The sequence below is a fragment of the Bradyrhizobium cytisi genome (assembly GCF_008123515.1).
Classification (GTDB): Bacteria; Pseudomonadota; Alphaproteobacteria; order Rhizobiales; family Xanthobacteraceae; genus Bradyrhizobium; species Bradyrhizobium cytisi.
The window spans coordinates 126,143-148,824 of record NZ_VSSR01000011.1 but is presented as its reverse complement, the minus strand read 5'-3'; the positions used below and the strand labels follow the sequence as shown (position 1 = coordinate 148,824).

Genomic DNA, 22,682 nt, shown 5'->3' with positions numbered 1-22,682 from the left:
GACTGGTCCGTCAAAAGAGAATGAGCCGGGTCCATCGACCCGGCTCCAGTGCATCGCCCCGAAACTCAGGACGCCTTCTTCTTACGCAGTGCATCGACGAACTTGATCAGCTCGATCGTGCCATCCCAGTCCTTGGTGGTGGCGGGATGAAAACCCTTCTTCTGGCCGTCCTGGAGGCGATCGAAGGCTGCCTTGTCCTTGACCGGCGCGTCGAAGAACGCCTTGGCGATCGCCGCCTTGGCCTCTTCCGGCAGGTCGGAGTTATAAGCATAGGGGCCGTTGATGATCGGCGCAGATTTGTGGATGATGCGGAAATCGTCCTTCTTCATCGGCGAACCGTCGGCATTCTTCAGCATGCCCTTGGTCAGCATCTGCGCCAGCGTCGAATCGTCGTCGCTGGTCCACTGGTTGGCGGCGACATCCACCGTGCCCTGCGCCAGCGCCAGGATCGCGTTCTCATGGCTGCCGGTGAAGACGACCTTGCTGAAATAAGTGTCGGCGTCGGGGATGCCCATCTTGTCGAGCTCGAAGCGCGGCACGTTGTTGCCGGAGGTCGAGTTCGGGTCGACGAGGCCCAGGTTCTTGCCCTTGAGGTCGTCAACCTTCTTGTAGGGGCTGGTCGTCTTGACGAAGAACACCGAGTAATAGCCGGTCGAGCCGTCGGAGTTGATGTCGTTGGCGAAGGCGTCGGTCTTGACGCCTGTCAGGCGGGCGCGGGCGAACGAGGCCGAGCCGTAGCTCGCGATGTGGATGTTGCCGGCGCGCTGGCCTTCGATAACGGCGGCATAGTCGTTGGCGATGCGCAGCGTGACCTTCACGCCCAGTTCCTTGGAGAGATAGCTCATGAACGGCGCCCAGCGCTCAGTCACGCCCGAGGCGTTCTCCGCCGGAATGACCGCGAAGGTCAGTTCGGGATATTTGGCCTTCCAGTCCTCTGCGGAGGCTGAAGTCGTGAACACGAGCGCGGCGGCGCCGGCAAGAACGAGTCTGCGAGTGATCATGGTACCCTCTATCATCAGTTGGGTTCTGTTGACGCAAAAACTGGCAATGACGGACGCAAGTGCGGCTCAGGCGGCGGCCGCCGTTCCGAGTGCCGGGACGCCCTCGGGCGCCGGCGCAGGTGTGCCGCCCATGACATCGGCGGCCTCGAGATCGTAGAGTTCGCGGGCAACGTGATCGGTCAACTCAGCCGGCGCGCCGTCGAACACCACGCGCCCCTGAGCCATGCCGATCAGGCGGTCGCAATAGCTGCGCGCCAGATCGAGCGAATGCAGATTGCAGAGCACCGTGATGCCGAAATGCTTGTTGATGCGCAGCAGCGCATCCATGACGATCTTGGTGTTGCGCGGATCGAGCGATGCGATCGGCTCGTCGGCGAGGATGATGTCGGGCTGCTGCACCAGTGCACGGGCAATCGCCACGCGCTGCTGCTGGCCGCCGGAGAGCTGGTCGGCGCGCTGCGCGGCGAGCGAAGCGATGTCGAACTGCTCCAGCGCCGACATCGCCAGCGCTTTGTCCTGCTCCGGCCAGGTCTGCGACAACGAGCGCCAAGCCGGCATCTTTGCGAGACGGCCCATCAGCACATTGGTCAGCACGTCGAGCCGGCCGACCAGATTGAACTGCTGAAAAATCATCGCCGAGCGCGCCCGCCACTGCCGCAGCTCCTTGCCGCGCAGCGCGGTGACGTCGAGGCTGTCGAACACGATACGCCCCTGCGTCGGCGTCGCGAGCCGATTGATGGTCCGCAGCAAGGTCGACTTGCCGGCGCCGGAACGCCCGATCACACCGACGAAGCCGCCGGGCGAGATTTGAAACGAGGCGTCGTCCACCGCGGCTTTTGCGCCGAAGCGGCACGTCAGACCTTCAACCACCAGCATGCAGGGCTCCAGAGTAGCTGGGACCCACCGCTATCGCCGACGCTTGACACTTGTGTGACACGCGCGGTGCGGTGCGGCGTTGCTACACACCTCATCCCCTGTCATCGCATCGTCATTGTCTTGTCATCAAGCCGCTTGATGACGAGCGCCCGCCCTCGAATTCTCGGATGCAGCATGGCCAAGGTGCTTTCGGTCCAACCGACTATCGATCCTTCGGCGCAGCTGCATGAGACCCGGCTCGGCGCCTATACCGAGGTGGGGGCGCGCACGATCCTGCATGAAGTGGCGATGGGCGACTATTCCTACGTCGTCAACGACGCGCAGATCACCTACGCAACCATCGGAAAATTCTGCTCGATCGCGGCGATGACGCGGATCAATCCGGGCAATCATCCGATGCATCGCGCCACGCAGGCGCACTTCACCTACCGCTCCAGCGCCTACTTCCCGGGCGAGAGCGACGACACCGATTTCTTCGACTGGCGGCGCCAGCATCACGTCCATATCGGCCATGACGTCTGGATCGGCCATGGCGCGGTCGTGCTGCCCGGCCGCAATATCGGCACCGGCGCGGTGATCGCGGCCGGCGCCATCGTCACCAAGGACGTGCCGGCCTATACCATCGTCGCCGGCAATCCGGCGCGGATCGTGCGGCGGCGGTTCTCCGAAGAGGTTGCCGGACGGCTTGCAAAACTGGCATGGTGGGACTGGGATCACGACAAATTGCGTGAAGCGCTGCCCGATTTCCGCAAGCTCGCGATTGAAGATTTCCTGACGACATACGAAGCAGGGGCAAGTTCCTCTTCCAGCAAACGAAGCGCAGTCGCGTGACAAACATTTTCATCGAGGGTGGCCGGACCCTGATCGGCTCCGAGCTCGCCGAAACCTCCCTTGCAGTATCGGGATCCGACATCGCGCAGATCGATGCATCTCGCGGCCGCGCGCGGCTGGCGATCGATGCGCGCAACCTGCTGGTGCTGCCCGGCATCGTCGATCTGCACGGCGACGCCTTCGAGCGGCAGATGATGCCGCGCGCCGGCGTCGATTTCCCGATCGACGTCGCGCTGGCCGACACCGATCGCCAGGCCATCAGCAACGGCATCACCACGGTGTTCCACGCCACCACCTGGTCGTGGGAGCCGGGCCTGCGCAGCGGCGACAATGCAAGACGTCTGCTCGAGGCGATCGAGCGACAGCGCCCGCAGTTCGCTGCCGACACCCGCTTCCACCTGCGGCACGAGACCTACAATCTCGATGCCCAGGCCGAGATCGGCCAGTGGCTCGCCGAGGGTCGCGTCGACCTGTTCGCCTTCAACGACCACATGGACGGGGTCGTCGCCGACATCTCCAATCCACGCAAGCGCAACCGCATGGTAGAGCGCACCGGCCTGTCGAGCGAGGCGTTCGACAAGCTCGTTGCGCATATTGTCTCGCGCGCTGCCGATGTTCCGGCTTCGATCGCCCGGCTCGCTGCGGCGGCACGCAGCGCCGAGGTGCGGATGCTCTCGCACGACGATGCGACCCCGGCGATGCGCAGGGGCTTTCGTAGCCTCGGCGTGACGCTCGCCGAATTTCCGATCAACGAGGAGACGGCGCGCGAGGCCGCAGATCATGGCGACGCCATCGTCTACGGCGCGCCGAACGTGGTGCGTGGCGGCAGCCACACTGGCTGGACCAAGGCCTCGGACATGATCGCGAAGGGGCTCTGCTCGGTGCTGGCATCCGACTATTACTATCCGGCGCCGCTGCTCGCCGCATTCCGGCTGGCTTCAGACGGCGTGCTGCCGCTGACGGAGGCCTGGAAGCTGATCTCGTCGGCACCGGCGCAATCCACGGGCCTGACCGATCGCGGCACGCTCGCCGCGGGCCATCGCGCCGACATCCTGCTGGTCGACGATAGCGCGCTGCTGCGGCCGCGGCTGGTCGCGGTGATCGCCGCAGGCCGGCTCGTTCATCTCACCGATGCGACGCGGCTGCTCGGCCCGGTGGTGACGCCGCGCGAAACTGTCGTCGCGGCATAAATTGGTTATGCTCCGGCAATGACAGGTTTTTCCCGCTACGCGATCTATTTTTCCGCCGGCGCCGACAATGCGCTCTCTCGATTCGGCGCCGAGTTGCTTGGCTATGATGCCTATACGAGCGACGAGCTTTCGTTTCCGCAAGGCACCCTGCATGCCGTGCCGGACTGGCACGACATTACCGCCGATCCCCGCAAATACGGCTTTCACGGCACGCTGAAGGCGCCGATGGCGCTGGTATCAGGCAAGACAGAGGCCGAGCTCAAGGCTGCCTGCGCGACATTCGCCGCGAAGGCGCGGCCGATGCCGGTGATCCAGCCGGTGGTCGATACCATCAGCGGCTTCATCGCCGTCATTCCGGCTGAGCCGGTCGACGCGCTCCTGCAACTCGCGGCCGACTGCGTTCGCGATTTCGATTCATTTCGTCGGCCCCTGACGGCGGAAGACCGCGCGCGGCGAAAACCCGAAAAGCTCAGCGCGCGCCAGCGCGAGTATCTCGACCGCTGGGGCTATCCCTACGTGATGGAAGAATTCCGCTTCCACATGACGCTGACGGGGCGGCTGGACGCGGAGCGGCGCGGGCCGATTCTGGAGATGCTGCGGGCGAGATTTGCGGAGCTTGGTCTCGGTACACTCGAGATCGACCGCATTGCGCTGTTCAAGCAGGACGATGCGAAGGCGCGCTTCCGGATCATCGGCGAGTGGGCTTTGACGCGGTAGGCTTCAGCGCCAGCTCGCAAGATTGAAGGCGAGCGCCACGACGCCAACCAGAACGAGGCTGCTCGCCCAGATTGCATCCAGATTGAACCAGCTTCGCGAGACGAACCTCAATCCCAGATAGCGGTAGACCAGCCACGCGAGACATCCGCCGGCGCTGATCATGGCGGCAACGTGCACCAGGGACACCAGCACCGCCATCCCGAGACTTGCCTTCATCAGCGCGCCGGCGGCCTCATGGCCTGCATCGAGCTCGAAGGCCCGGCAGAGCCCGAGATAGATCGGTACGAGCATCAAGGCGGCGCCGTGAGCAATGGCAACGGCAAATGACCAGAGCGCCAATTGGGTTGGCGGGATTCGTGCCAGCGCGCGCGGATGGCGCCGCTCGATCAACCGATAGGCGCCGAAGCCGATGACGAGAAGGCTCGCGCCGAGTTGGATCGAACGCTGCCACTCGGCCAGCACGAGCAGGAACGCGAACGGCAGCAGCACGAGAAGTGTCGCCAGGAGATGTCCGGCCGCCAGGGCCCACAACGCACGGAAGAGCGCGCGCGGGCTCTTGTCCATGAGCCCGGCCGAAACGGCGAGCGGCCATCCCATTCCCGGATTGACCCCGTGATAGAGACCGCTCGCGACAAGAGCGAGCCACAGCCAGCCGAGCGCCGGATTCGCGTGCCCCCAATCTAGGCCGACGGATAGCAAAAGGAGTCCGTCGAGCAATCGCCGCCCTCCAGCCTGATTTGGTGCGCACGATATCCGTCGGGGAAGCTCACGAAGTAGTTCTTGTCGAGCTCGAGGCCGCCGTTGCGACCGACATTGGCCATGACCTCCACACCCGGAACGCCGTCCGGATAGAACTGGTCATCCCAGGTGGAATAGAGCGAATTGGTCCAGTACACGCGCCGGCCGTCGCGGCTGATCTCGACCATCTGCGGGCCGGCCGCAAATGCCTTGCCGTTCGGATTCGGGGTGCGGCGCGCGATGCCACCGACGTGAACCGAGCCCGCAAGCTTCGGCTTTCGCGGATCCCTCACATCGTACTGGCGCATTTCACCCGTGCCCCAGCACGAGACATATAGAAAACGATCATCCATCGACAGGTCAATGTCGGTCACCAGCGGCGGCACGGCGCCAAAGCCCTGGAGCAGCGGCGGGAGCTGCTCCTTTGGCGCGGGCTCGGGCGGGATCGTCGCCGTCTTCTCCGCATGGAATTTGTCGCCTTCGCGCCACCAGGTCCAGATCGATGCTTCGAGATTCGTGGTGTCGACCACAACGCCTACGAAGCCGTATTCGCGAACCGGATCGTGCGCGGGCCGCACCTCCAGCGCCATCTGATGATTGGCGCCGAGGTCGATGGTCTGCACGTTGCGACGGGCGCGGAGATCCCAGAAGTGGAGTCGATGACCATATTTGTTCGCCAGCAGATCTTCCGGGACGATCCCGTTCTCGAACTGCGGCGGCAACGCCCATTCGCTCGTCACCATGTAATCGCGCGGCAGGTTCCACCAGAAATCATAATGCAGCGTCTGCGGACCGCGGTCGATCTCCCATCGCCCAAGGACCTCGAACGTCTCGCAATCCATGATGAAGACGCCTGGAGGCCCGTTGGTGCCGTCTTTGCCGCCGCCGCCCAGCGTGCTCACATAGACGCCGTCCGGCCCGCAATGGATGGTATGCGGCCGCGAATAGCCGGTCTTTTTGAAGACTTCCTCGGGCTCGATGATCTTGTGGATTTTGGCTTTGGTCGGATCGGGCTTGGTATCGATGATATAGATTCGCGACGAACGCAGCCCTGGGATGATGAGATAGCGCCGCTCGATGAAGGCGTGTCCGGCTAGCGGCGACAATGCGGAGGAGCAGGCATTCCAGCCGAAGTGATGAAATTCATCGCCCTTGTTGGGCATCGTCACGGTGTGGACGATGCGGCTGTAGGTCGGCGATCCCGGCTTGACGTCGATGACCGCGAGAGCGTCCGGTTTTGAGAAATCTGGACTGAGCAGCAACGTGTAGGCGAAGTTCTCCGCAGGTGCTTCCATCGCAAGCTTGGGCGATGCGTGAAAGGTGGGGTCCGGCCTCATCGTCATGGCACTACCTCCCTGTTTCGTTGGCTCGCTCCAACCTGGCTCGGGATAGCGGCATAATGAAGAGCTGTTACGCGATGTCTTGAGATGCTCCGCGGGCCTGGTTGGCGAGCGTACAATAGGTCATCGCCGGGCCGCGGGAAACCGCCCGAACCGCGCCAATTCGACGCCTTCAGCCAGATGATAACTCCGAGTCTTCGCCAAAGTTCTCCCTGTTGTTATGGGTCCCGGATCTGCGCGCGCTTGGGGCGCGCTTGTCCGGGACGACGGCGGAGGCTACTTCCCCCACCGCAGCGCGAGCGCGTCGCGCTCCTTGGCCAATTCCAGCAATCCCGCCCGCGTCGCCGGATGCAGCGGCTGGAGGGGATGCCGCACCGCGTCCGACTTGATCACGCCGCCGGCCTGCATCATCGCCTTGCAGGCGATCAGGCCGCATTGGCGGTTCTCGTAGTTGATCAGCGGCAGCCAGCGTTCATAGGCGGCCTTCGCCTTCTCTCGATCGCCTGCGAAATAGGGATCGATGATCTGGCGGATGCCGTCGGGATAGCCGCCGCCGGTCATGGCGCCGGTCGCGCCCGCATCGAGGTCGGCGAGCAGCGTGATCGCTTCCTCACCGTCCCAGGGACCCTCGATCTCCTTGCCGCCCACCTCGATCAGGCTGCGGAGCTTTGACGCCGCGCCTGCGACCTCGATCTTGAAATAGCGAATATTGGCGAAGTCGCGCGCCAGCCGCGCCAGCATCTCGACCGACAGCGGCGTGCCCGCCACCGGCGCGTCCTGGATCATGATCGGGATGTTGATCGCACCCGAAAGCACCCTGAAGAATTCGACGACGCCTTTCTCCGGGACTCGAAAGGTCGCGCCGTGATAAGGCGGCATCACCATCACCATCGCGGCACCGGCGGCCTCGGCCTGCTGGCTGCGCGCCGCGCAGACGGCCGAGCTGAAATGGGTGGTGGTGACGATCACGGGCACCCGGCCCGCGACATGCTCCAGCACCGCATGCATCACGGTCTCGCGCTCGGCATCGGTCAGCACAAATTGCTCGGAGAAATTGGCGAGAATGCAGATGCCGTGCGAACCGGCATCGATCATGAAATCGATGCAGCGGCGCTGGCCCTCGAGATCGAGCTCGCCGCGTTCATCGAAGATGGTGGGCGCGACCGGGAACACGCCGCGATAGGGGCGCTGGGCTTTGTGCTGTGGCGTAACCGGCATCTAACTCTCCATCCCCAAAATTCTCTTGCAGCCATCTTTTACAGCTGTCGCCGCGCTCGTGCGGCGCGACAGATGTACCCGGCGAGCGGATCGGCTGCAATGCCGATCCGCGCCGTTGGAACAGGGAATGAAATCTTAAGCTGTCTTTACCGCGCCAAGGAAGCCCTCGACCGCGACGCGGAGACGGTCGGCGTCGGCCGACATCTTTGTCACGGACTGGAACAGCACCGTGCCGGCGTTGCCGGTCTCCTGGTTGAGCTTGGCGACGCTGCCGATGGTGTCGGTGACCTCACGGGTGCCTTGGGCGGCATGCTGGAAGTTGCGCGAGATTTCGGTGGTAGCCGCACGCTGCTGTTCGACGGCGGCGGCAATCGCGGTCATCTTCTCGTCGATGCCGCTGATGGCACCGCCGATCGAGCGGATGGCGGCGACCGCCTGCCCGGTCGCGCCCTGGATCTCCTCGACCTGACGCGAGATTTCCTCGGTCGCGGTCGCGGTTTGCGCCGCGAGGCTCTTGACCTCGCCGGCGACCACCGCAAAGCCGCGGCCGGCTTCGCCGGCGCGGGCCGCCTCGATGGTGGCGTTCAAGGCGAGCAGATTAGTCTGGCCGGCGATGGCGTGGATCATCTTCACGACTTCGCTGATGCGGCCAGCGGTCTGGTCGAGGATCTCGACCGTGGCATTGGTCTGCTCCACCTGCGACACCGCTTCGCGCGCATCGCGCGCGCTGGACTGCACCTGCGCGGAGATTTCGCCGACAGAAGCCGAGAGCTCCTCGGTCGCAGCCGCAATGCTCTCGAGATTGTTGGTGGCCTGCTCGGCGGCGGAGGAGACTGCAGCCGTCTGGCTGCTCGATTCCGACACCAGCGTGCGCACATCGGTCGCGGTGGCATCGAGCTCCTTGGCCGACGCGGCGACGCTGTGGATCACTGCCTGCACGGTCTCGTCGAAACTGCGGCACGCGTCGTCCACGGTACCGGAACGGGCGAGCTGCAGCGCCTGCTGCGATTCGCGTTCCTGGCCCAGACGTTCCGCGGTCGCCGCGCTCTCGCGCAGGCTTTCGAGCGCGGCCGCCATCGTGCCGAACTCGTCGGGATAACGCGATTGCGGGACGGGCGTCGCGTAGTCGCGGGCGCTGATCCGGGCGATGGCGCCGAGAATGGCGCGGACCGGACGCATCAGGCGATTGCGCACGACGTAAACGCCGGCGAGCGTCACGGCGAGCGCGACCAGGAACGCGAGCGACTGGATCACGAGATTGGTCAGCGCCTTCGCCTGCACCGTCTCGGCACGCGCGATCGACTGGTCGAGCGCCGTGGTCGCGACCGCAACGATCAGCGGGAACGGCGATTGGCAGAGCGTATTCCATTCCGAAGCGGGCATCGCCGGCTTGCCGCTGCCATCGAAGTTCTTGGTGAGATCGCCGATCTGCTTGAGGACACCGTCTGTCTTGACCTTCGCGTCCGTAGCTGCCGTCACCAGTTCTGCCGTCACATCGGGCGCGGCCAGCAACTCGGCCATGCCGGACCAGCCGGAGGCGATAGTACCGTCCCATTGCGCCAGCGACCGCTTCTGGGCGTCGTCGAGCGGCTTGCTGCTGTTGACGTTGGAGCGAAGTGACGAACAGTGGATTCCATAGCGGTCGCGCACCTGCCAGGCGAGGCGGCGGACTTGGATCATGCGGGCAATGAAGGGATCGTTCATCCAGGCGCGGTTCGACACGGCGGTGGAGGCGAGGTTCGCGGTGTCGATGACCTTGGTGACGGCGTCGTACCACGAGTTGGTGCGCTCGATCTTGCGCTCGGCGCGCGGGCGCTTGGCCTCGTCGTAGAACAGCTGGAATTGCGGTGCGGCCTCACCCCAGCGCTGCTTCAGCGTGCTGGCGAGCTCGTCGCGGTGCGCGAAATCGACCGTGGCGAGCGCCGCGCCGATACCGTCATAGCCGCCCTGCTCCGCCTTCTCGGCTTCACCGAGCTTGCTGCGTGGATCGTCGTCGCCGAGCAGCGCGCTCTGGGCGTCGCCGCGATTGTTGCGCAGTGACAATACGCCGTGGAAGATCGCCTTGTCGGCGGCAGCGAGCCGCGCGGTCGCGAGACTGTCGCTGTAGCGGCCGAAGGCCCCGACCATCTGGATCGCCGTGCTGGCGAGCGCACCGGCTGCCAGCAAGGCCATCAGCACCAGGAGAAGCGAACTTACCGATTTCTTAAACATTGCCATGAGTCGCGGAGCCACCACTTTAGGAGTGGCCACCTTGCCCCGCGACATGCCAATGTTCCGTTAAGGTTGTAGTCAAATGCCGGGAGTTCCCGATTTGCCAAACCTTCAGGCAGGCCCGGCGTCACGAAACCTTCGTGAAATCCGGCGGGCGGCGCTCGGCAAACGCGGTGAACGCCTCGCGCGCTTCCGCCGTGCGCAGGCGCTGCGCGAACTGCTCGCCCTCTGCCTGCATTTGCGCGACCAGCATCTCGCCATTCCGCATCAGCTTCTTGGTCGCGGTGAGGGCCCCGGTCGGCTGTCGGGCTAGACGCTGGGCCAGCGCAAGCGCCTCGGCGTCGAGCCTGTCGAGCGGCACCACGCGGTTGGCGAGACCCCATTCCAGCGCGGCCCTGGCCGGCACGGTCTCGCCGAGCGCAAACATCTCATAGGCGCGGGCGTATCCGATACGCGCCGGCATCAACAGGCTCGATGCGGCCTCCGGGACCAGCGCGAGGCTGACGAAGGGCGTCGACAATTGGGTGTTTTCGGCGAGCACGACGAGGTCGCAATGCAGGAGCATTGTGGTACCGACGCCGACGGCGCGGCCCTGCACGGCTGCGACCAGCGGACGGGTGCAGCGCGCCAGCGATTGGATGAAGCGGCCGACATTGCGGCTGCCTTCGGACTTGCCTGACGCGACGGCCGCAAACTCGCCGACATCATTGCCGGCGGTAAACATGTCACCCTCGCCGCGGATCAGCAGCACGCGCACGGACGGATCGAACTCGGCGGATTCGATGGTGTCGGCGAGCTTGCCGTACATCGCATCCGTCAGCGCGTTCTTCTTGTCGGGGCGCGCCAGGGTGAGCGTGAGAATTCCGCCGTTGTTCTCAACTCGCACATGCTCGGTCATTTGTCTCTTCTCCTAGTCCTCTGGATCTCTTGTGGGGTCTCTTGTCGGGTCCCTTGTCGGATCCCTTGGAAACTTGTCCTGAATGCTCGTCAGCCAGCGCGCGACGATGTCGATCTCCGCGCTCGTAAATCCTTCCGTCAGCCTCGCAATGATCTCCGCGGTCGACGCTTTTGCTTGCGCCAGCGTGGTCCGCCCCTTCGGCGTCAGCCAGACCCGCCAAGCCCGCCCGTCTTCGCGATCGGCGCGACGCTCGACCAACCTCGCCGTCGCAGTGCGATCGACAAGGCCGGAAATGCCGGCCGGACCGAGATCAAGCGCAGCACCTGCCTCGCCCATCAGAACACCGTCCTGCTTGCCGAGAATGAACAACAGCCCCGCCTGCGCCGACGTCACTTCGCTCGCGGGCTGCGCCGCCATCCAGCGCTGCAGGCGACGTTGTGCGACGCTGAGGAGGTAGATCAGTCGATGGTGTTTCGCCGCGGCTACTTTATTTCGCATGCGAAATATATAGCCGGTCGGGATTGGATTGTCAAAAGGAAGCCGCTAGGTCGCTTTTACGCGACTACCGTCGAGGAAAATGGCCGCGCAGGTTCGCACGCGCCGCTCGATATCCTTGCGCGCCGGCAAGGGCAGGCCGCCATAGATCGCCGCGCGCTGCGGCGCCGAGGCGACCATGCCGATCAGCATGCCGGCGGCCTCGTCGACGTCGTCGATCGCGATGAGCTTCTTCTTGACCTGGACACGAAGCCAGCGTGCGAGCGCGATGGCGGTCCGGGCAATACCGTTCTTGTAGAAGTTCGCGGCAAGATCGGGGAACGCGGCGGATTCCTGCAGCACCATGCGCTGCAACGCCACGACATCCGGATCGAGCGCGAGATCGGCGCAGGCAAGGAGCGCGGCACGCAGGCCCGTGTCGATATCGACGTCTCCGTTTGCCTGGAGATCGACAGCGGACAGCAGCCGCTCCAGCCGGTCCGCGCACATCGCCTCGAACAGCGCGGCCTTGCCCGGAAATAGGCGATAGAGCGTTTTGGTGGAGATCCCCGCACTCCGCGCCAGCTCTTCGGTACTGGTCGCGGCATAGCCGTCGACGGCAAAGGCGTGCCGTGCGGCTTCGAAGACGATCCGCTTCGTCTCCTCGTCGCTACGCACCGGCGGTCGTCCGCGCGGACGGCTCTCACTTTTCGCTTTTGCCTGAGCCATGTTTTTAAATGATGCCTGTCATTCCATTGACTATCCCAAAGCTAGTTCTATTTTGGAAATCGTCAAGTTTCCTAATTGAGGGAGCCGGCCATGACCGTGCACACCACCCCGTCCAAGACCGAATCCACCGTTGTTCCAACCCTTCCGCCAGAGAGCATCCTGCCCGCCGTGCCGCCCCCGGTCCGCCGCCAAAAGCTCAGTTTTCGCAAGCTCTTGCTCGCAGGTGTGGCGGTCGCCGCCCTCGCGGGCGCCAGCCAGTACGGCTACGACTATTGGACCGTCGGCCGTTTCCTCGTCTCCACCGATGACGCCTATGTGAAGGCCGACAACACCACGATCGCGCCGAAGGTCAGCGGCTATCTCGACCGCGTTCTGGCCGGCGATAACGAGCATGTGAAGGCAGGCCAGGTGCTGGCCCGGATCGACGACCGCGACTTCCGCGTCGCGCTCGACCAGGCCAAGGCCGATGTCGCCGCCGCGAATGCAACGGTGACCAGCAAGCAGGCGCAGCTCGAGGTTCAGGATGCGGTGATCGCCGCAGCCAAGGCGACCATTGATGTCGATACTGCTGCAAAGACCTTCGCGCAGCAGGAGAACAAGCGCTACACGGATCTCGCCGCGACAGGCTACGGCAGCGTGCAAAACGCGCAGCAAGCGCAGTCGCGCAACGCCGGCGCCGACGCAGCGATCCAGCGCGACACTGCCAATCTCGCTTCCGCCCTCAAGCAGGTCGAGCTCCTGAAGGCCGAGATCGCGCAAGCCAACGCGGCCGCAGCCCGCGCCGCTGCGCTTCAGCATCAGGCCGAGCTCAATCTCGGTTACACCACGATCGTCTCGCCGATCGACGGCGTCATCGGCAACCGAACGCTCCGCGTCGGCCAGTTCGTGCAGGCCGGCACGCAGCTGATGTCGATCGTGCCTGCCGAAGGCGCCTATGTGGTTGCCAATTTCAAGGAGACCCAGCTTACCCATGTCCGTCCCGGACAGCAGGTCGAGATCGAGGTCGACACCTTCCCGGGCCAGGTGGTGCACGGTCACGTCGATTCCATCGCGCCGGCCAGCGGCCAGGAGTTCGCCCTGCTGCCGCCTGACAACGCCACCGGCAACTTCACCAAGATCGTGCAGCGCATCCCGGTGAAGATCGCACTGGATGCCGAAACGCAGCCTGCCATCGAGCTGCGGCCCGGCATGTCCGTGATTCCGACGATCGCAACCCGTTCAGCGCCGGCCGCGCAAGCGGCAACGACGCCCCAAGCAACATCTAAAGCGAAGCTTGTTTCCGGAGGGTCGTGCCATGTCAAACAGCCTCTCAATCTCGACGCCCGCAACATCGCCCGCGACGCCTGAGCGCGTCGCCGTCGATCCGAACCGCGCCAGCGCCACGGTCTGGATCGCCGTCTTCGCGGCGATGATCGGCGCCTTCATGGCGATCCTGAACATCCAGATCACCAACGCCTCGCTGCTCAACATCGAGGGCGGCATCGGCACCGGCGTCGACAACGGATCCTGGATCTCGACGTCCTACCTGATCGGCGAGATCATCGTGATCCCGCTGACCGACTATCTGTCGCGGGTGTTCTCGTTCCGGAACGTCATGCTGGGCTTCGCGACGCTGTTTGCGGCCTTCTCGGTCGCATGTGCGTTTGCCCACGACCTGACCTCTATGATCGCGATGCGCGGTTTTCAGGGTTTCTTCGGCGGCGTGCTGATCCCCATGGCCTTCACGCTGGTCTTCACCAAGCTGCCGAAGGGCCAGCAGCCGATCGGCCTTGCCATGTTCTCGCTCGCGGTGACCTTTGCGCCTGCGATCGGCCCGACCATCGGCGGCTATCTCACCGAAAATTACGGCTGGCAGACCATCTTCTTCGTCAACGTGCTGCCCACTGCGGTCATGGTGGCGATCCTGTTCGCGACCCTGGAGCGCCAGTCGATGAATCTCGCCCTGCTGCGCGAGGGCGACTGGTTCGGCATCGCGACCGTGGCGGTCGGCCTGGCCTCGCTCCAGGCCGTGCTCGAGGAAGGCAACAAGAACGACTGGTTCGGCTCGCCCTTCATCGTGCGGCTCGCCGTCATCTCCGCCGTCAGCCTGTCGCTGTTTATCTATATCGAGCTCGTGGTCGAGAAGCCGCTGCTCCGCCTGCGTCTGTTGACACAGTGGAATTTTGGCGTCGGCACCATCGCCGCGGTGTTCCTCGGCTTCGCGCTGTTCGGCTCGGTCTATCTGCTGCCGGCCTATCTCGGCCAGGTGCAGGGCTACAATGCCGAGCAGATCGGCAACGTGCTGGCCTGGACCGGCCTGCCGCAGCTGCTGCTGATTCCGCTGGTGCCGAAGCTGATGCAACGGTTCGATACCCGTTACATCGCGACGGTCGGCCTGCTGCTGTTCGCCGCCAGCTCCTTCATGAACATCACGATGTCGCTCGATTACTCAGGCGATCAGTTCTTCATCCCCAACGTCGTGCGCGCCGTGGGGCAGGCCCTCACCTTGGCGCCGCTGTCTGCGCTCAGCCTCGGCAGCGTCGCGCCGCAGGATGCGCCCGCCGCCTCCGGCATCTCCAACATGATGCGCAATCTCGGCGGCGCCATCGGCACAGCCGTGCTGGCGACCATCGTCACCAAGCGCGAGCAGTTCCACTCCAACATCATCGGCCATTCCGTCACGCTCGGCCGTGAGGAGGTCCGCGCCCGCATCGCCCAGACGACCGATTACTTCATGGCGCACGGCGTCCCCGACCCCAACGCCGCACGCGAGCAGGCCATCATCGCGCTCGGCAAGACCGTGAAACGCCAGGCGCTGGTGATGGGCTTCTCCGACACCTTTGCGGTGATCGGCGTGGTGCTGGTGCTGGCCGCAATCGCAGTGCTGCTGACGCGGCGGGTGAAGGCGGCCGGCGGGGGCGGTGCCCATTAAGGGTTCGCCCGTCGATTGCAATTTGCCGCGGCCGTCACGCTTGACGGCCGCTTCTTTTTGTGTTCCCTATTCGTTCCGTTCAATCATAGATTGTTCCGGAGGCCTTTGGTGATGAATAGTATGCGTGGCGAAACCCAGCCGACCCAACTCGTCATTCATAGTGACGAGGACACGCCGGACCAATTCGTGATGGATCTGCTCCGTCAGGTTTTCGGCAAATCGGAGCGTGAAGCGGCTGCGCTAATCACCCAGATCGAACAGAAGGAAAAGGGAGTTTGCGGCCCTTACCCGCAACCCGTCGCCGAGGCTCTTCTCAAGTCCGCGCAAAAATCCATCACACTGGCCGGCCACAAACAGCAGGTCACGCTCGAGGCGATCAAGACTCCTTGCGAACTCTGCGGCAAGCCCGAGGGACAGACGGACGTTCGGATCGGCAATCGCACAATCTCGCTTTGCAACGAATGCATGCGTGCAGCGGATGAGCCCGCAAGCGGACAGGAAGAGAATTTCGAGTTTGCTTGCGACGTCCTTGACTGGCACTTTGCCGGCACTGCGCGCAGCAAACTCGTGACCACGATCCGCCAATTTCCCGGCCACATGCGGGTCGATGTCCAGGCCGCGATCGACCGGCTCTTCGGCAAAGCCATCCGGTTGTTCGGGCTGAACGAGGAGCAGCGCTACGAAACGCTGTCGATTTCGCGCCTTCTCAAGAGCGGCCGCTATGCGGTCGCGATCGCCCCGCTGCAATATTCCGACGTCGACGTCGGCGAGAAGAGCCCGGTCAAGTGTCTGGATAACGGACTGTGGCTGTGCAAGCAGGACGGTCTCCGTTATACGGTGTTGCTCTGCGCACACCGCGAATACAGCCGCGAGCCGGGAATTCGGATCGAGATCCTGGTGCCGTCAGGCACCGCAGGCGCAGCCCTGGTCCAGCAGTGCTTCAGCGAGCTGGAAGAGGCCGTGCAGGCCGCACGAACCTATCGCGGCAAGATCCTCTCGCTCGATGCCGACTCCGACTATCGCGGTCGCTCGCGCGGCATCACCGTGCACCGATTGCCAGAGGTCGCGCGCAACGATGTGATCCTGCCCGAGCAGACCCTGCGGCTACTCGATCGCAACGTGCTGACTTTCGTCGGCACGCGCGATCAATTGCGCCGGCCTGGCCAGTCCACCCGGAAGGGCATCCTGCTGTATGGCCCACCGGGCACCGGCAAAACCCACACGATCCGCTATCTCGCGACGCATTTGCCCGGTCATACGACGCTGATCATCACCGCGGAGCAGATCGGCTTGCTCGGCGCCTATATGAGCCTGGCGCGCCTGCTGCAGCCATCGATGGTGGTGATCGAGGACGTCGATCTTATTGCCCGCGATCGCGACGACATGGGGCCGTGTGAAGAATCGATGCTGAACAAGCTGCTCAACGAGATGGACGGACTGAAGGAGGATGCAGACATCCTGTTCGTCCTGACCACCAACCGGCCAGAGGACCTCGAAGGCGCGCTCGCCGGCCGCCCGGGCCGGATCGATCAGGCGATCGAAGTGCCGCTCCCTGACGAGCAGGGCCGCGGCAAGCTGATCCGGCTCTACGGCAAGGGGCTGCCGCTCGACGATGCGGTCATCACGGAGGCGGCACGCCGCAGCGAGGGCACGAGTTGCGCATTCATCAAGGAATTAATGCGACGGCTGGCCCAGGCGAGCCTGGCGCGCGATGGCGGCAACTCGGTAACGTCAGCCGATATCGACGAGGCGCTCGACGACATGCTGTTCTCCGGCGGTCGGCTCAATGCGCAATTGCTTGGCGGCGCACAGGCGATGGCGGCGGGGTAATTCCACCGCCATCGCCCTCAGCACGCATTGCCCCTACGGTGCGCAGGTGAAGCTCGCCGCCTCCGTCACAGGGCCGGACTTGTAGTGCGGCCAGGCCGGCCAGCGGCACAGCGGCATGGCGCGCGTGACCGCGAATGACGGCGCCTCGACCTTCTGCTCGGTGACTTCGAGATCGCCGGGCGCCGTGCCCTTCTCGACCCAGTCGACCAACGCGCTCAGCATGTCGACATTGGCGGGCGCGCCGGAGCCGACATGGTCGACACCGGGCGCGGTGTAGAGCCGTGCGAACTCGGCGGTCTCCGATTTGCTGAGCTTGCGCTCGACGCTCTCGAAATAGCGGATGCCGGCATAGGGACTCTGCGCGTAGTCAGCCATGTGCTCGAGCATGATCAGCCGGCCGCCGCGGGCGCGGAAGCGGCCGAGATCGGGATCGGTCGAATCCATCAGACCCGACACCTCGAGCAGCCGCGCCTTGTGGTCCTCCACCTTGTAGGTGGTGACGTCGAGCTTGGGATCGCGCGCGAACACGTATTGAATGCCGCCGGCACCATAGATCCAGGCGATGCCGTTGTTGGGCGCGGGCGGCTGCGCCGGCGGCGCGGCGCCGAGCCACCACGCCATCCAGCCGCCGGTCGGTCCGATCGCCGGCGTATCCTCACCCGACACGCCCCAGCCTGGATAATCGTCGAGACCATTGGCGAGCGTGAACGGGAATTTGTAGGTGGCGTGCAGCGTGTCGACCGCCTTGATCTGCGCGTCGGTGAGGCACTGATCGCCGCTCTTGCCTTCGGCGCAGCGCAACGTCTCGACCTGGAAGGCTGCCTTGCAGCCCACGGGGTCCTGCACCAGCGCATCTTCGGATCCGTCGGCCTTGTCGCAGGCCGCTCGCACGGCATCGCCCACGAGCTTGACCTGCGCCGGATTGATCCAGCCCTCGCCCATGGTGACGATGCCGGAACGGGTACCCGCATGCTGCAGGCCAACCCAGTTGATGACGGGCACGCGCGCAAAAATCCCGTCGAAATCGTCGGGATAACGCTGCGCCATGGTGAGGCCCTCGCGGCCGCCTTCGGACGAGCCCATGAAGTACATCTTGTCCGGCTTCTTGCCGTAAGCGCGCTGCATCAGCGTAACAGCGGCGTCGCGCACCTTCTTGTAAGCGCGGTGGGCGAAATTCTCGAACGCCTCGTCGTTGAGCGCGAACAGCTGCGGCGGCTCGCCCGGCCTGGACTCATGACCGGAATCGGTGCCGTAGGTGACAAAGCCGCGCGCGAGCGGCGAAGGCTTATCGAACGGATAAGCCGGCGGCAAACCGAGGCCGGTGATCAGCACGCCGTTGAAGCCACCGCCACCATATTGCACCGAGCGCCCGTTCCATTCGACCGGGAGGTTGACCTGGAATTTGACTGGCGGCGCCTTGGGATCGACCGGGTCGATATGGCCGAGCACCTTGCAGAAGACGGGATTGGCCGGAGTGATGCGCCCCGACGGCGTCGGTCCGCGCTCGGCGACAGCGAGCTGAGACGGTGTCTGCAACGTCGCGGTATCGATCTTGACAGCGTCGGTGCCGCCGGCGAGACCTTTGCAGACGGTATCCGCATCCTCGGCCAGTGTCGCCGCGAACGCGCCGGTCGCGCCCAGCGCTGCCGACGTCCCCACCAGCCACGCGCATAGCCTTGCCCTTATTAGCGTCATCGTTTCCACCCGGCTTTCTCGGTTTTTGCGTCCGACAGTTGGCCGCATTCAACGCAACCTTCGTGCCTGCGTCAATCGCTTCAGAACGATCCAAGGGCGCTGCCCAGCGCAATCACAGCCACCAGCGCCAGCAGCGACGTCACGATGCCCACCATCACAATGTCCAGATAGCTGTCGCGATGGGTCAGGCCGCAGATCGCGAGCAGGCTGACCACCGCACCATTGTGCGGCAGGATATCCAGCGTCCCCGAACCGATCACTGCAACACGATGCATCAGCGCGAGGTCGATGCCGGTGCGCGCGGCGAGACCGACATAGGTCTGGCCTAGCGCGTCGAGCGCAATCGTCAGGCCGCCCGACGCCGAGCCGGTCAGCGCTGCCAGGATATTGGTCGCGACCGCGAGCGAGACCAGCGGACCGCCTTCGATCGCGAGCACCCATTCGCGCACCAGCGCGAATGCCGGCAGCGAGGCGATAACCGCACCAAATCCGACGAGGCTCGCGACACTGAACGCCGGCAGCACCGACGCATTGGCCCCGGCGTCCATGGTCCGCCGCAATGCCGGCAGCCGCGCCCAGTTCAGCGCGATGGTCGTGACGATCGCCGCTGCCAGGGCGACCGCGACCGACCACACGCCCGCAACAGCGGCAAGCGACGTTCCGCCAAAACGCTGCTCGGCGAGATAAGAGACGTCGAGCCGCGGCAGCACCACGAGCGACATCACGAGATTGACGGCCACGACGACGACCAGCGGCAGGACGGCACTCAGGGCCGGCGGCGGCTCGCCGCTGCGATGGCCATGCTGCATTTCCGCCGGATCGAACTCCCGTGCCGTCGTCGCACGTTCGCGGACGAGCTCGTCGGCGGCGGCTCGCTCAGTCACATCCTCGACGTCATGGCCATAGCCTTCTCCGACGCGGCGAGCGGTGGCTTCGGCGCGATGCAGCCACCACAATCCCGTTCCGAGCATGATGAGGGAGGCGACGATGCCGAGGCCCGGCGCGGCAAACGGCGTCGTGCCGAAGAACGGCATCGGGATCGCATTCTGGATCGACGGCGTGCCCGGCAAGGCCGACATGGTGAAGGTCGACGTCCCCAACACGATAGCGGCCGGAATCAGCCGGCGCGGAATCGCGGCGGCACGAAACAGCGAACGAGCCATCGGCACGATGACGAAGAACGCGACGAACAGGCTGACACCGCCATAGGTGACCAGCGCACCGGCCAGCACCACCGCCAGGATCACGCGCCGCTCGCCAAGACGTTTCGCCATGAAGGCGGCGACCGACGTGACCGCGCCGCTGTCATCCATCAGCTTGCCGAAGACGGCGCCGAGCAGGAAGATCGGGAAAAACTGCGCGAGAAATCCCGCCGCGTTCACCATGAAGACCTGAGTGAGGTTCGCAAGCAGCGGCTCGCCGCCGAACAGTGCAGCAACGAGCGCTGCGAGCGGCGCAAGCAGCAGCACGCTCCAGCCGCGAAAGGCAAACAGCACGAGCAGGCCCAGCCCGACGAAGAGGCCAAGAAGCCCCACGCCTCAGCACTCCGCCAGAAGCACATCGAGATCGGCAGTCGATTGCCGGCCGATATCGGCGCCGTGTTCGGTGAGGAACGCCTCCGCGGCGATACGTCCCTCGGCGCGCAGCATCGAGACGAACTCCCATTCCGCATTGAGCTTGGACGATGCGCCGAACTTCGCCAGCATGTCGCTCTTGATCCGATGCGTCCGCATTTTCGCCCAGCGCGCGCCCTCGCCGCTGCCGGGATCCGCCGCCTGGCGCAGCAGCGCGATCATCCGCAGCTCCTTCATCAGCGGTGAGTTGAAGGAGATTTCGTTGACACGGTTGAGGATCTCCGCTGCTGTCCGCGGTACCTCGAGCCGCTCGGTTGGATTGATCTGAACGAGAATAGTGTCGTGCGCGTCGCTCTCGCGCACCAGCGGCGTGATGGTCGGGTTGCCGGCATAGCCGCCATCCCAGTAGGGCTCGCCATCGATCTCGATCGCACGGAACATGGTCGGCAGACAGGCCGAGGCCAGCAGCACATCTGCCGTGATCTCGGCGTTGCGGAAGATGCGGCCGCGACCGGTGCGCACCCGCGTTGCGGTGACGAAGAGCTGGATCGGCGAGCGCGCCAGCCGCTCGAAATCGATGCTCTCGGCCAGCACCGCACGCAACGGATTGTAGCCGGTCGGATTGAGATCGTAGGGCGACAGCACCCGCGACATCAGGTCGGTGAGGATGTAGAAGGGCGAGGTATCGAGCGTCCAGCGCCCCATCAGCCGATCGAGCGGCGAACGCTGCAGCGGGCTGAAGGCCGCGGCCTTCGCGACGCGGCGCCAATATTGTTCCAGCGCATCACGCGCGCCCTCGGCGCCGCCGGCGGTCCAGCCGTCAGCCAGCACCGCCGCGTTCATCGCGCCTGCGGAGGTTCCGGAGATCGCGGCGATGGTGAGCCACTTTTCCTCCAGCAGGCGGTCGAGCACGCCCCAGGAGAAGGCGCCGTGCGAACCGCCGCCCTGAAGCGCGAGATCGATCAGTACGGCGTCCCGTTCCATGGCGGACACTCACGCAACTGAAGCTCAAATTCGACGCGATTTGTAACACGCCGAAGATGAGAGCAGTGTAGAGAGCAATGGCCGCGAGATGCAACTGGAACGTAGGCCGCTCGCCGCCTAATGCTCGAATACCAGCCGTGCGCCGATCGTGCCTTCGAGCGCACGGATTTGCGCCAGCAGCGCGCCTGAATCCTCGCCGCCGAGATCGGCGTCCAGCACGACGTAGCCGAGGTCGCCCGCGGTCTCCAGATATTGCGCGGCGATGTTGATGTCGCGCTGGAGGAAAACCTCGTTGAGCCGGCGCAGCATGCCCGGCACGTTGCGATGGACGTGGCTGAAACGCACGCCGGAGGGACGCAAATGCAGCTGCACCTCCGGGAAGTTCACGGCACCCATGGTCGATCCCGTGATGAAATAGTCGACCAGCTTGCGCGCCACCTCGCCGCCGATGCGCTCCTGCGCCTCTTCGGTCGAGCCGCCGACATGCGGTGTGAGAATGACATTGACGAGGCCCTGCATCGGGCTCTTGAAGCGCTCCGCGTTCGAGGACGGCTCAACCGGGAACACGTCGATGGCGGCACCGGCGATGTGGCCGTCACGCAGCGCGCCTGCGAGCGCGTCGAGATCGACCACCGTGCCGCGGCTGTTGTTGATCAGGAACGAGCCCGGCTTCATTGCCCGCAGCTCGTTCTCGCCGATCATGCCTGCGGTCTCCGGCGTTTCCGGCACGTGCAGGCTGACGACGTCGCTCTGCGCCAGCAGCTCTTCCAGCTTCTCGACCGGCTCGGTGTTGCCATGGCGGAGCTTGTCGGTGCGGTCGTAATAGATCACCCGCATGCCCATGGCTTCCGCGAGCGTCGAGAGCTGCGAGCCGATATTGCCGTAGCCGATGATGCCGAGCGTACGTCCCCGCACCTCGCGGCTGCCGGCCGCCGATTTGTCCCAGCCGCCCTCATGCGCCGACACCGAGCGCGGAAAGATCTGCCGCAGCAGCATCACGATCTCGCCGACGACGAGCTCGGCGACGCTGCGCGTGTTGGAGAACGGCGCGTTGAACACGGGAATGCCGCGCTTGCGCGCTGCCGGCAGATCGACCTGGTTGGTGCCGACGCTGAAGCAGCCGATTGCGAGCAGCCCGTCGGCGGCTTCCAGCACCTCGTCGGTGATCTGGGTGCGGGAGCGGATGCCGAGCAGCGAGACACCCTTGAGCGCCCGGCGCAGCGCCTCGCCGTCCAATGCCTTGGTCAGGCGCTCGACATTCGTGAAGCCCGCGCTCTTGAACAGATCCACGGCGCTGTCATTGACACCTTCAAGCAGCAGCGCCTTCGCGCTCCGCTCAGGGCTTTGGCCTGGGGCTGGCATGGAATCTCCGTAAGTAGCGGTTTTGCCGCAGCTCATAGACCGCGGACAGCGCGCAGCACAATAGGCTTTCGATATTGGGAGAAGATGGCGCGGCGGCAGATAT

19 protein-coding genes are annotated in these 22,682 nt (G+C 64.7%); 6 read left to right on the top strand and 13 right to left on the bottom strand.

The window, feature by feature from the left end:
• Positions 1-65: 65 nt before the first annotated feature.
• Both phnD and phnC read right to left on the bottom strand, forming a co-directional pair.
• On the bottom strand, positions 66-1,001 hold the full coding sequence (phnD, locus tag FXB38_RS06105) for a phosphonate ABC transporter substrate-binding protein (RefSeq protein WP_148749861.1): 936 nt from the start codon (positions 999-1,001) through the stop codon (positions 66-68).
• Between the two features lie 66 nt (positions 1,002-1,067).
• The gene (gene phnC / locus FXB38_RS06100) at positions 1,068-1,877 is read right to left on the bottom strand and encodes a phosphonate ABC transporter ATP-binding protein (protein ID WP_148749860.1); all 810 of its coding nucleotides are present in this window, start codon (positions 1,875-1,877) and stop codon (positions 1,068-1,070) included.
• Between the two features lie 174 nt (positions 1,878-2,051).
• On the opposite strand from phnC, the gene FXB38_RS06095 reads away from it, so the two are divergent.
• The 3 genes from FXB38_RS06095 to FXB38_RS06085 are packed head-to-tail and all read left to right on the top strand — an operon-like array spanning position 2,052 to position 4,615.
• Positions 2,052-2,708, top strand: a complete 657-nt coding sequence (locus FXB38_RS06095) for a transferase hexapeptide repeat family protein (protein WP_148749859.1) — start codon at positions 2,052-2,054, stop codon at positions 2,706-2,708.
• Positions 2,705-3,898, top strand: coding sequence for an alpha-D-ribose 1-methylphosphonate 5-triphosphate diphosphatase (locus FXB38_RS06090; protein WP_246229701.1), 1,194 nt, complete (start codon positions 2,705-2,707; stop codon positions 3,896-3,898). The genes FXB38_RS06095 and FXB38_RS06090 overlap by 4 nt, the downstream gene beginning before the upstream one ends.
• An 18-nt stretch (positions 3,899-3,916) precedes the next feature.
• Complete coding sequence (locus FXB38_RS06085; RefSeq protein WP_148749857.1) at positions 3,917-4,615, top strand: DUF1045 domain-containing protein; 699 nt, start codon at positions 3,917-3,919, stop codon at positions 4,613-4,615.
• Between the two features lie 3 nt (positions 4,616-4,618).
• On the opposite strand, the gene FXB38_RS06080 is transcribed toward FXB38_RS06085, so the two are convergent.
• The 7 genes from FXB38_RS06080 to FXB38_RS06050 form a co-directional block, all read right to left on the bottom strand.
• Positions 4,619-5,212 (bottom strand): hypothetical protein, encoded by a 594-nt coding sequence (locus FXB38_RS06080; RefSeq protein WP_148749981.1) that lies wholly within the window; start codon positions 5,210-5,212, stop codon positions 4,619-4,621.
• Between the two features lie 83 nt (positions 5,213-5,295).
• Positions 5,296-6,696, bottom strand: coding sequence for a selenium-binding protein SBP56-related protein (locus tag FXB38_RS06075; RefSeq protein WP_148749856.1), 1,401 nt, complete (start codon positions 6,694-6,696; stop codon positions 5,296-5,298).
• Between the two features lie 273 nt (positions 6,697-6,969).
• On the bottom strand, positions 6,970-7,911 hold the full coding sequence (locus FXB38_RS06070) for a dihydrodipicolinate synthase family protein (RefSeq protein WP_148749855.1): 942 nt from the start codon (positions 7,909-7,911) through the stop codon (positions 6,970-6,972).
• 135 nt (positions 7,912-8,046) lie between these two features.
• Positions 8,047-10,128, bottom strand: coding sequence for a methyl-accepting chemotaxis protein (locus FXB38_RS06065; RefSeq protein WP_148749854.1), 2,082 nt, complete (start codon positions 10,126-10,128; stop codon positions 8,047-8,049).
• A gap of 121 nt (positions 10,129-10,249) precedes the next feature.
• A complete protein-coding gene (locus FXB38_RS06060) occupies positions 10,250-11,020 on the bottom strand; it encodes an enoyl-CoA hydratase (RefSeq protein WP_148749853.1) in 771 nt (256 codons plus the stop codon).
• 12 nt (positions 11,021-11,032) lie between these two features.
• The gene (locus FXB38_RS06055) at positions 11,033-11,518 is read right to left on the bottom strand and encodes a MarR family winged helix-turn-helix transcriptional regulator (protein ID WP_148749852.1); all 486 of its coding nucleotides are present in this window, start codon (positions 11,516-11,518) and stop codon (positions 11,033-11,035) included.
• A gap of 45 nt (positions 11,519-11,563) precedes the next feature.
• Positions 11,564-12,172 (bottom strand): TetR/AcrR family transcriptional regulator, encoded by a 609-nt coding sequence (locus tag FXB38_RS06050; protein ID WP_347340220.1) that lies wholly within the window; start codon positions 12,170-12,172, stop codon positions 11,564-11,566.
• A 141-nt stretch (positions 12,173-12,313) separates the two neighbouring features.
• On the opposite strand from FXB38_RS06050, the gene FXB38_RS06045 reads away from it, so the two are divergent.
• The 3 genes from FXB38_RS06045 to FXB38_RS06035 all read left to right on the top strand — a co-directional run bounded on the left by FXB38_RS06045 (position 12,314) and on the right by FXB38_RS06035 (position 16,964).
• Positions 12,314-13,570 carry an HlyD family secretion protein gene (locus tag FXB38_RS06045; RefSeq protein ID WP_148749850.1) on the top strand — a complete coding sequence of 419 codons (1,257 nt, stop codon included), beginning with the start codon at positions 12,314-12,316 and terminating at the stop codon, positions 13,568-13,570.
• Positions 13,518-15,134: an MDR family MFS transporter gene (locus tag FXB38_RS06040; protein WP_210250877.1), complete on the top strand. Its 1,617-nt coding sequence runs from the start codon at positions 13,518-13,520 to the stop codon at positions 15,132-15,134. The genes FXB38_RS06045 and FXB38_RS06040 overlap by 53 nt, the downstream gene beginning before the upstream one ends.
• Positions 15,135-15,245: 111 nt before the next feature.
• On the top strand, positions 15,246-16,964 hold the full coding sequence (locus tag FXB38_RS06035) for an ATP-dependent Clp protease adaptor ClpS (protein ID WP_148749849.1): 1,719 nt from the start codon (positions 15,246-15,248) through the stop codon (positions 16,962-16,964).
• A 33-nt stretch (positions 16,965-16,997) separates the two neighbouring features.
• On the opposite strand, the gene FXB38_RS06030 is transcribed toward FXB38_RS06035, so the two are convergent.
• The 4 genes from FXB38_RS06030 to serA form a co-directional block, all read right to left on the bottom strand.
• Entirely contained in the window at positions 16,998-18,659 is a 1,662-nt protein-coding gene (locus FXB38_RS06030; RefSeq protein WP_187434690.1) for a tannase/feruloyl esterase family alpha/beta hydrolase, read from the bottom strand.
• 80 nt (positions 18,660-18,739) lie between these two features.
• Entirely contained in the window at positions 18,740-20,194 is a 1,455-nt protein-coding gene (locus tag FXB38_RS06025) for a GntP family permease (protein ID WP_148749847.1), read from the bottom strand.
• A gap of 3 nt (positions 20,195-20,197) precedes the next feature.
• Complete coding sequence (locus FXB38_RS06020) at positions 20,198-21,217, bottom strand: patatin-like phospholipase family protein (RefSeq protein ID WP_187434689.1); 1,020 nt, start codon at positions 21,215-21,217, stop codon at positions 20,198-20,200.
• A gap of 117 nt (positions 21,218-21,334) precedes the next feature.
• Positions 21,335-22,579, bottom strand: coding sequence for a phosphoglycerate dehydrogenase (serA, locus tag FXB38_RS06015; protein ID WP_148749845.1), 1,245 nt, complete (start codon positions 22,577-22,579; stop codon positions 21,335-21,337).
• Positions 22,580-22,682 lie beyond the last annotated feature (103 nt).

Coding starts and splice junctions, on each gene's coding strand:
- phnD (WP_148749861.1), bottom strand. CDS start 1,001: ATGATCACTCGCAGACTCGTTCTTGCCGGCGCCGCCGCGCTCGTGTTC.
- phnC (WP_148749860.1), bottom strand. CDS start 1,877: ATGCTGGTGGTTGAAGGTCTGACGTGCCGCTTCGGCGCAAAAGCCGCG.
- FXB38_RS06095 (WP_148749859.1), top strand. CDS start 2,052: ATGGCCAAGGTGCTTTCGGTCCAACCGACTATCGATCCTTCGGCGCAG.
- FXB38_RS06085 (WP_148749857.1), top strand. CDS start 3,917: ATGACAGGTTTTTCCCGCTACGCGATCTATTTTTCCGCCGGCGCCGAC.
- FXB38_RS06080 (WP_148749981.1), bottom strand. CDS start 5,212: ATGGGATGGCCGCTCGCCGTTTCGGCCGGGCTCATGGACAAGAGCCCG.
- FXB38_RS06075 (WP_148749856.1), bottom strand. CDS start 6,696: ATGACGATGAGGCCGGACCCCACCTTTCACGCATCGCCCAAGCTTGCG.
- FXB38_RS06070 (WP_148749855.1), bottom strand. CDS start 7,911: ATGCCGGTTACGCCACAGCACAAAGCCCAGCGCCCCTATCGCGGCGTG.
- FXB38_RS06065 (WP_148749854.1), bottom strand. CDS start 10,128: ATGGCAATGTTTAAGAAATCGGTAAGTTCGCTTCTCCTGGTGCTGATG.
- FXB38_RS06060 (WP_148749853.1), bottom strand. CDS start 11,020: ATGACCGAGCATGTGCGAGTTGAGAACAACGGCGGAATTCTCACGCTC.
- FXB38_RS06055 (WP_148749852.1), bottom strand. CDS start 11,518: ATGCGAAATAAAGTAGCCGCGGCGAAACACCATCGACTGATCTACCTC.
- FXB38_RS06045 (WP_148749850.1), top strand. CDS start 12,314: ATGACCGTGCACACCACCCCGTCCAAGACCGAATCCACCGTTGTTCCA.
- FXB38_RS06040 (WP_210250877.1), top strand. CDS start 13,518: ATGTCAAACAGCCTCTCAATCTCGACGCCCGCAACATCGCCCGCGACG.
- FXB38_RS06035 (WP_148749849.1), top strand. CDS start 15,246: ATGAATAGTATGCGTGGCGAAACCCAGCCGACCCAACTCGTCATTCAT.
- FXB38_RS06030 (WP_187434690.1), bottom strand. CDS start 18,659: ATGACGCTAATAAGGGCAAGGCTATGCGCGTGGCTGGTGGGGACGTCG.
- FXB38_RS06020 (WP_187434689.1), bottom strand. CDS start 21,217: ATGGAACGGGACGCCGTACTGATCGATCTCGCGCTTCAGGGCGGCGGT.
- serA (WP_148749845.1), bottom strand. CDS start 22,579: ATGCCAGCCCCAGGCCAAAGCCCTGAGCGGAGCGCGAAGGCGCTGCTG.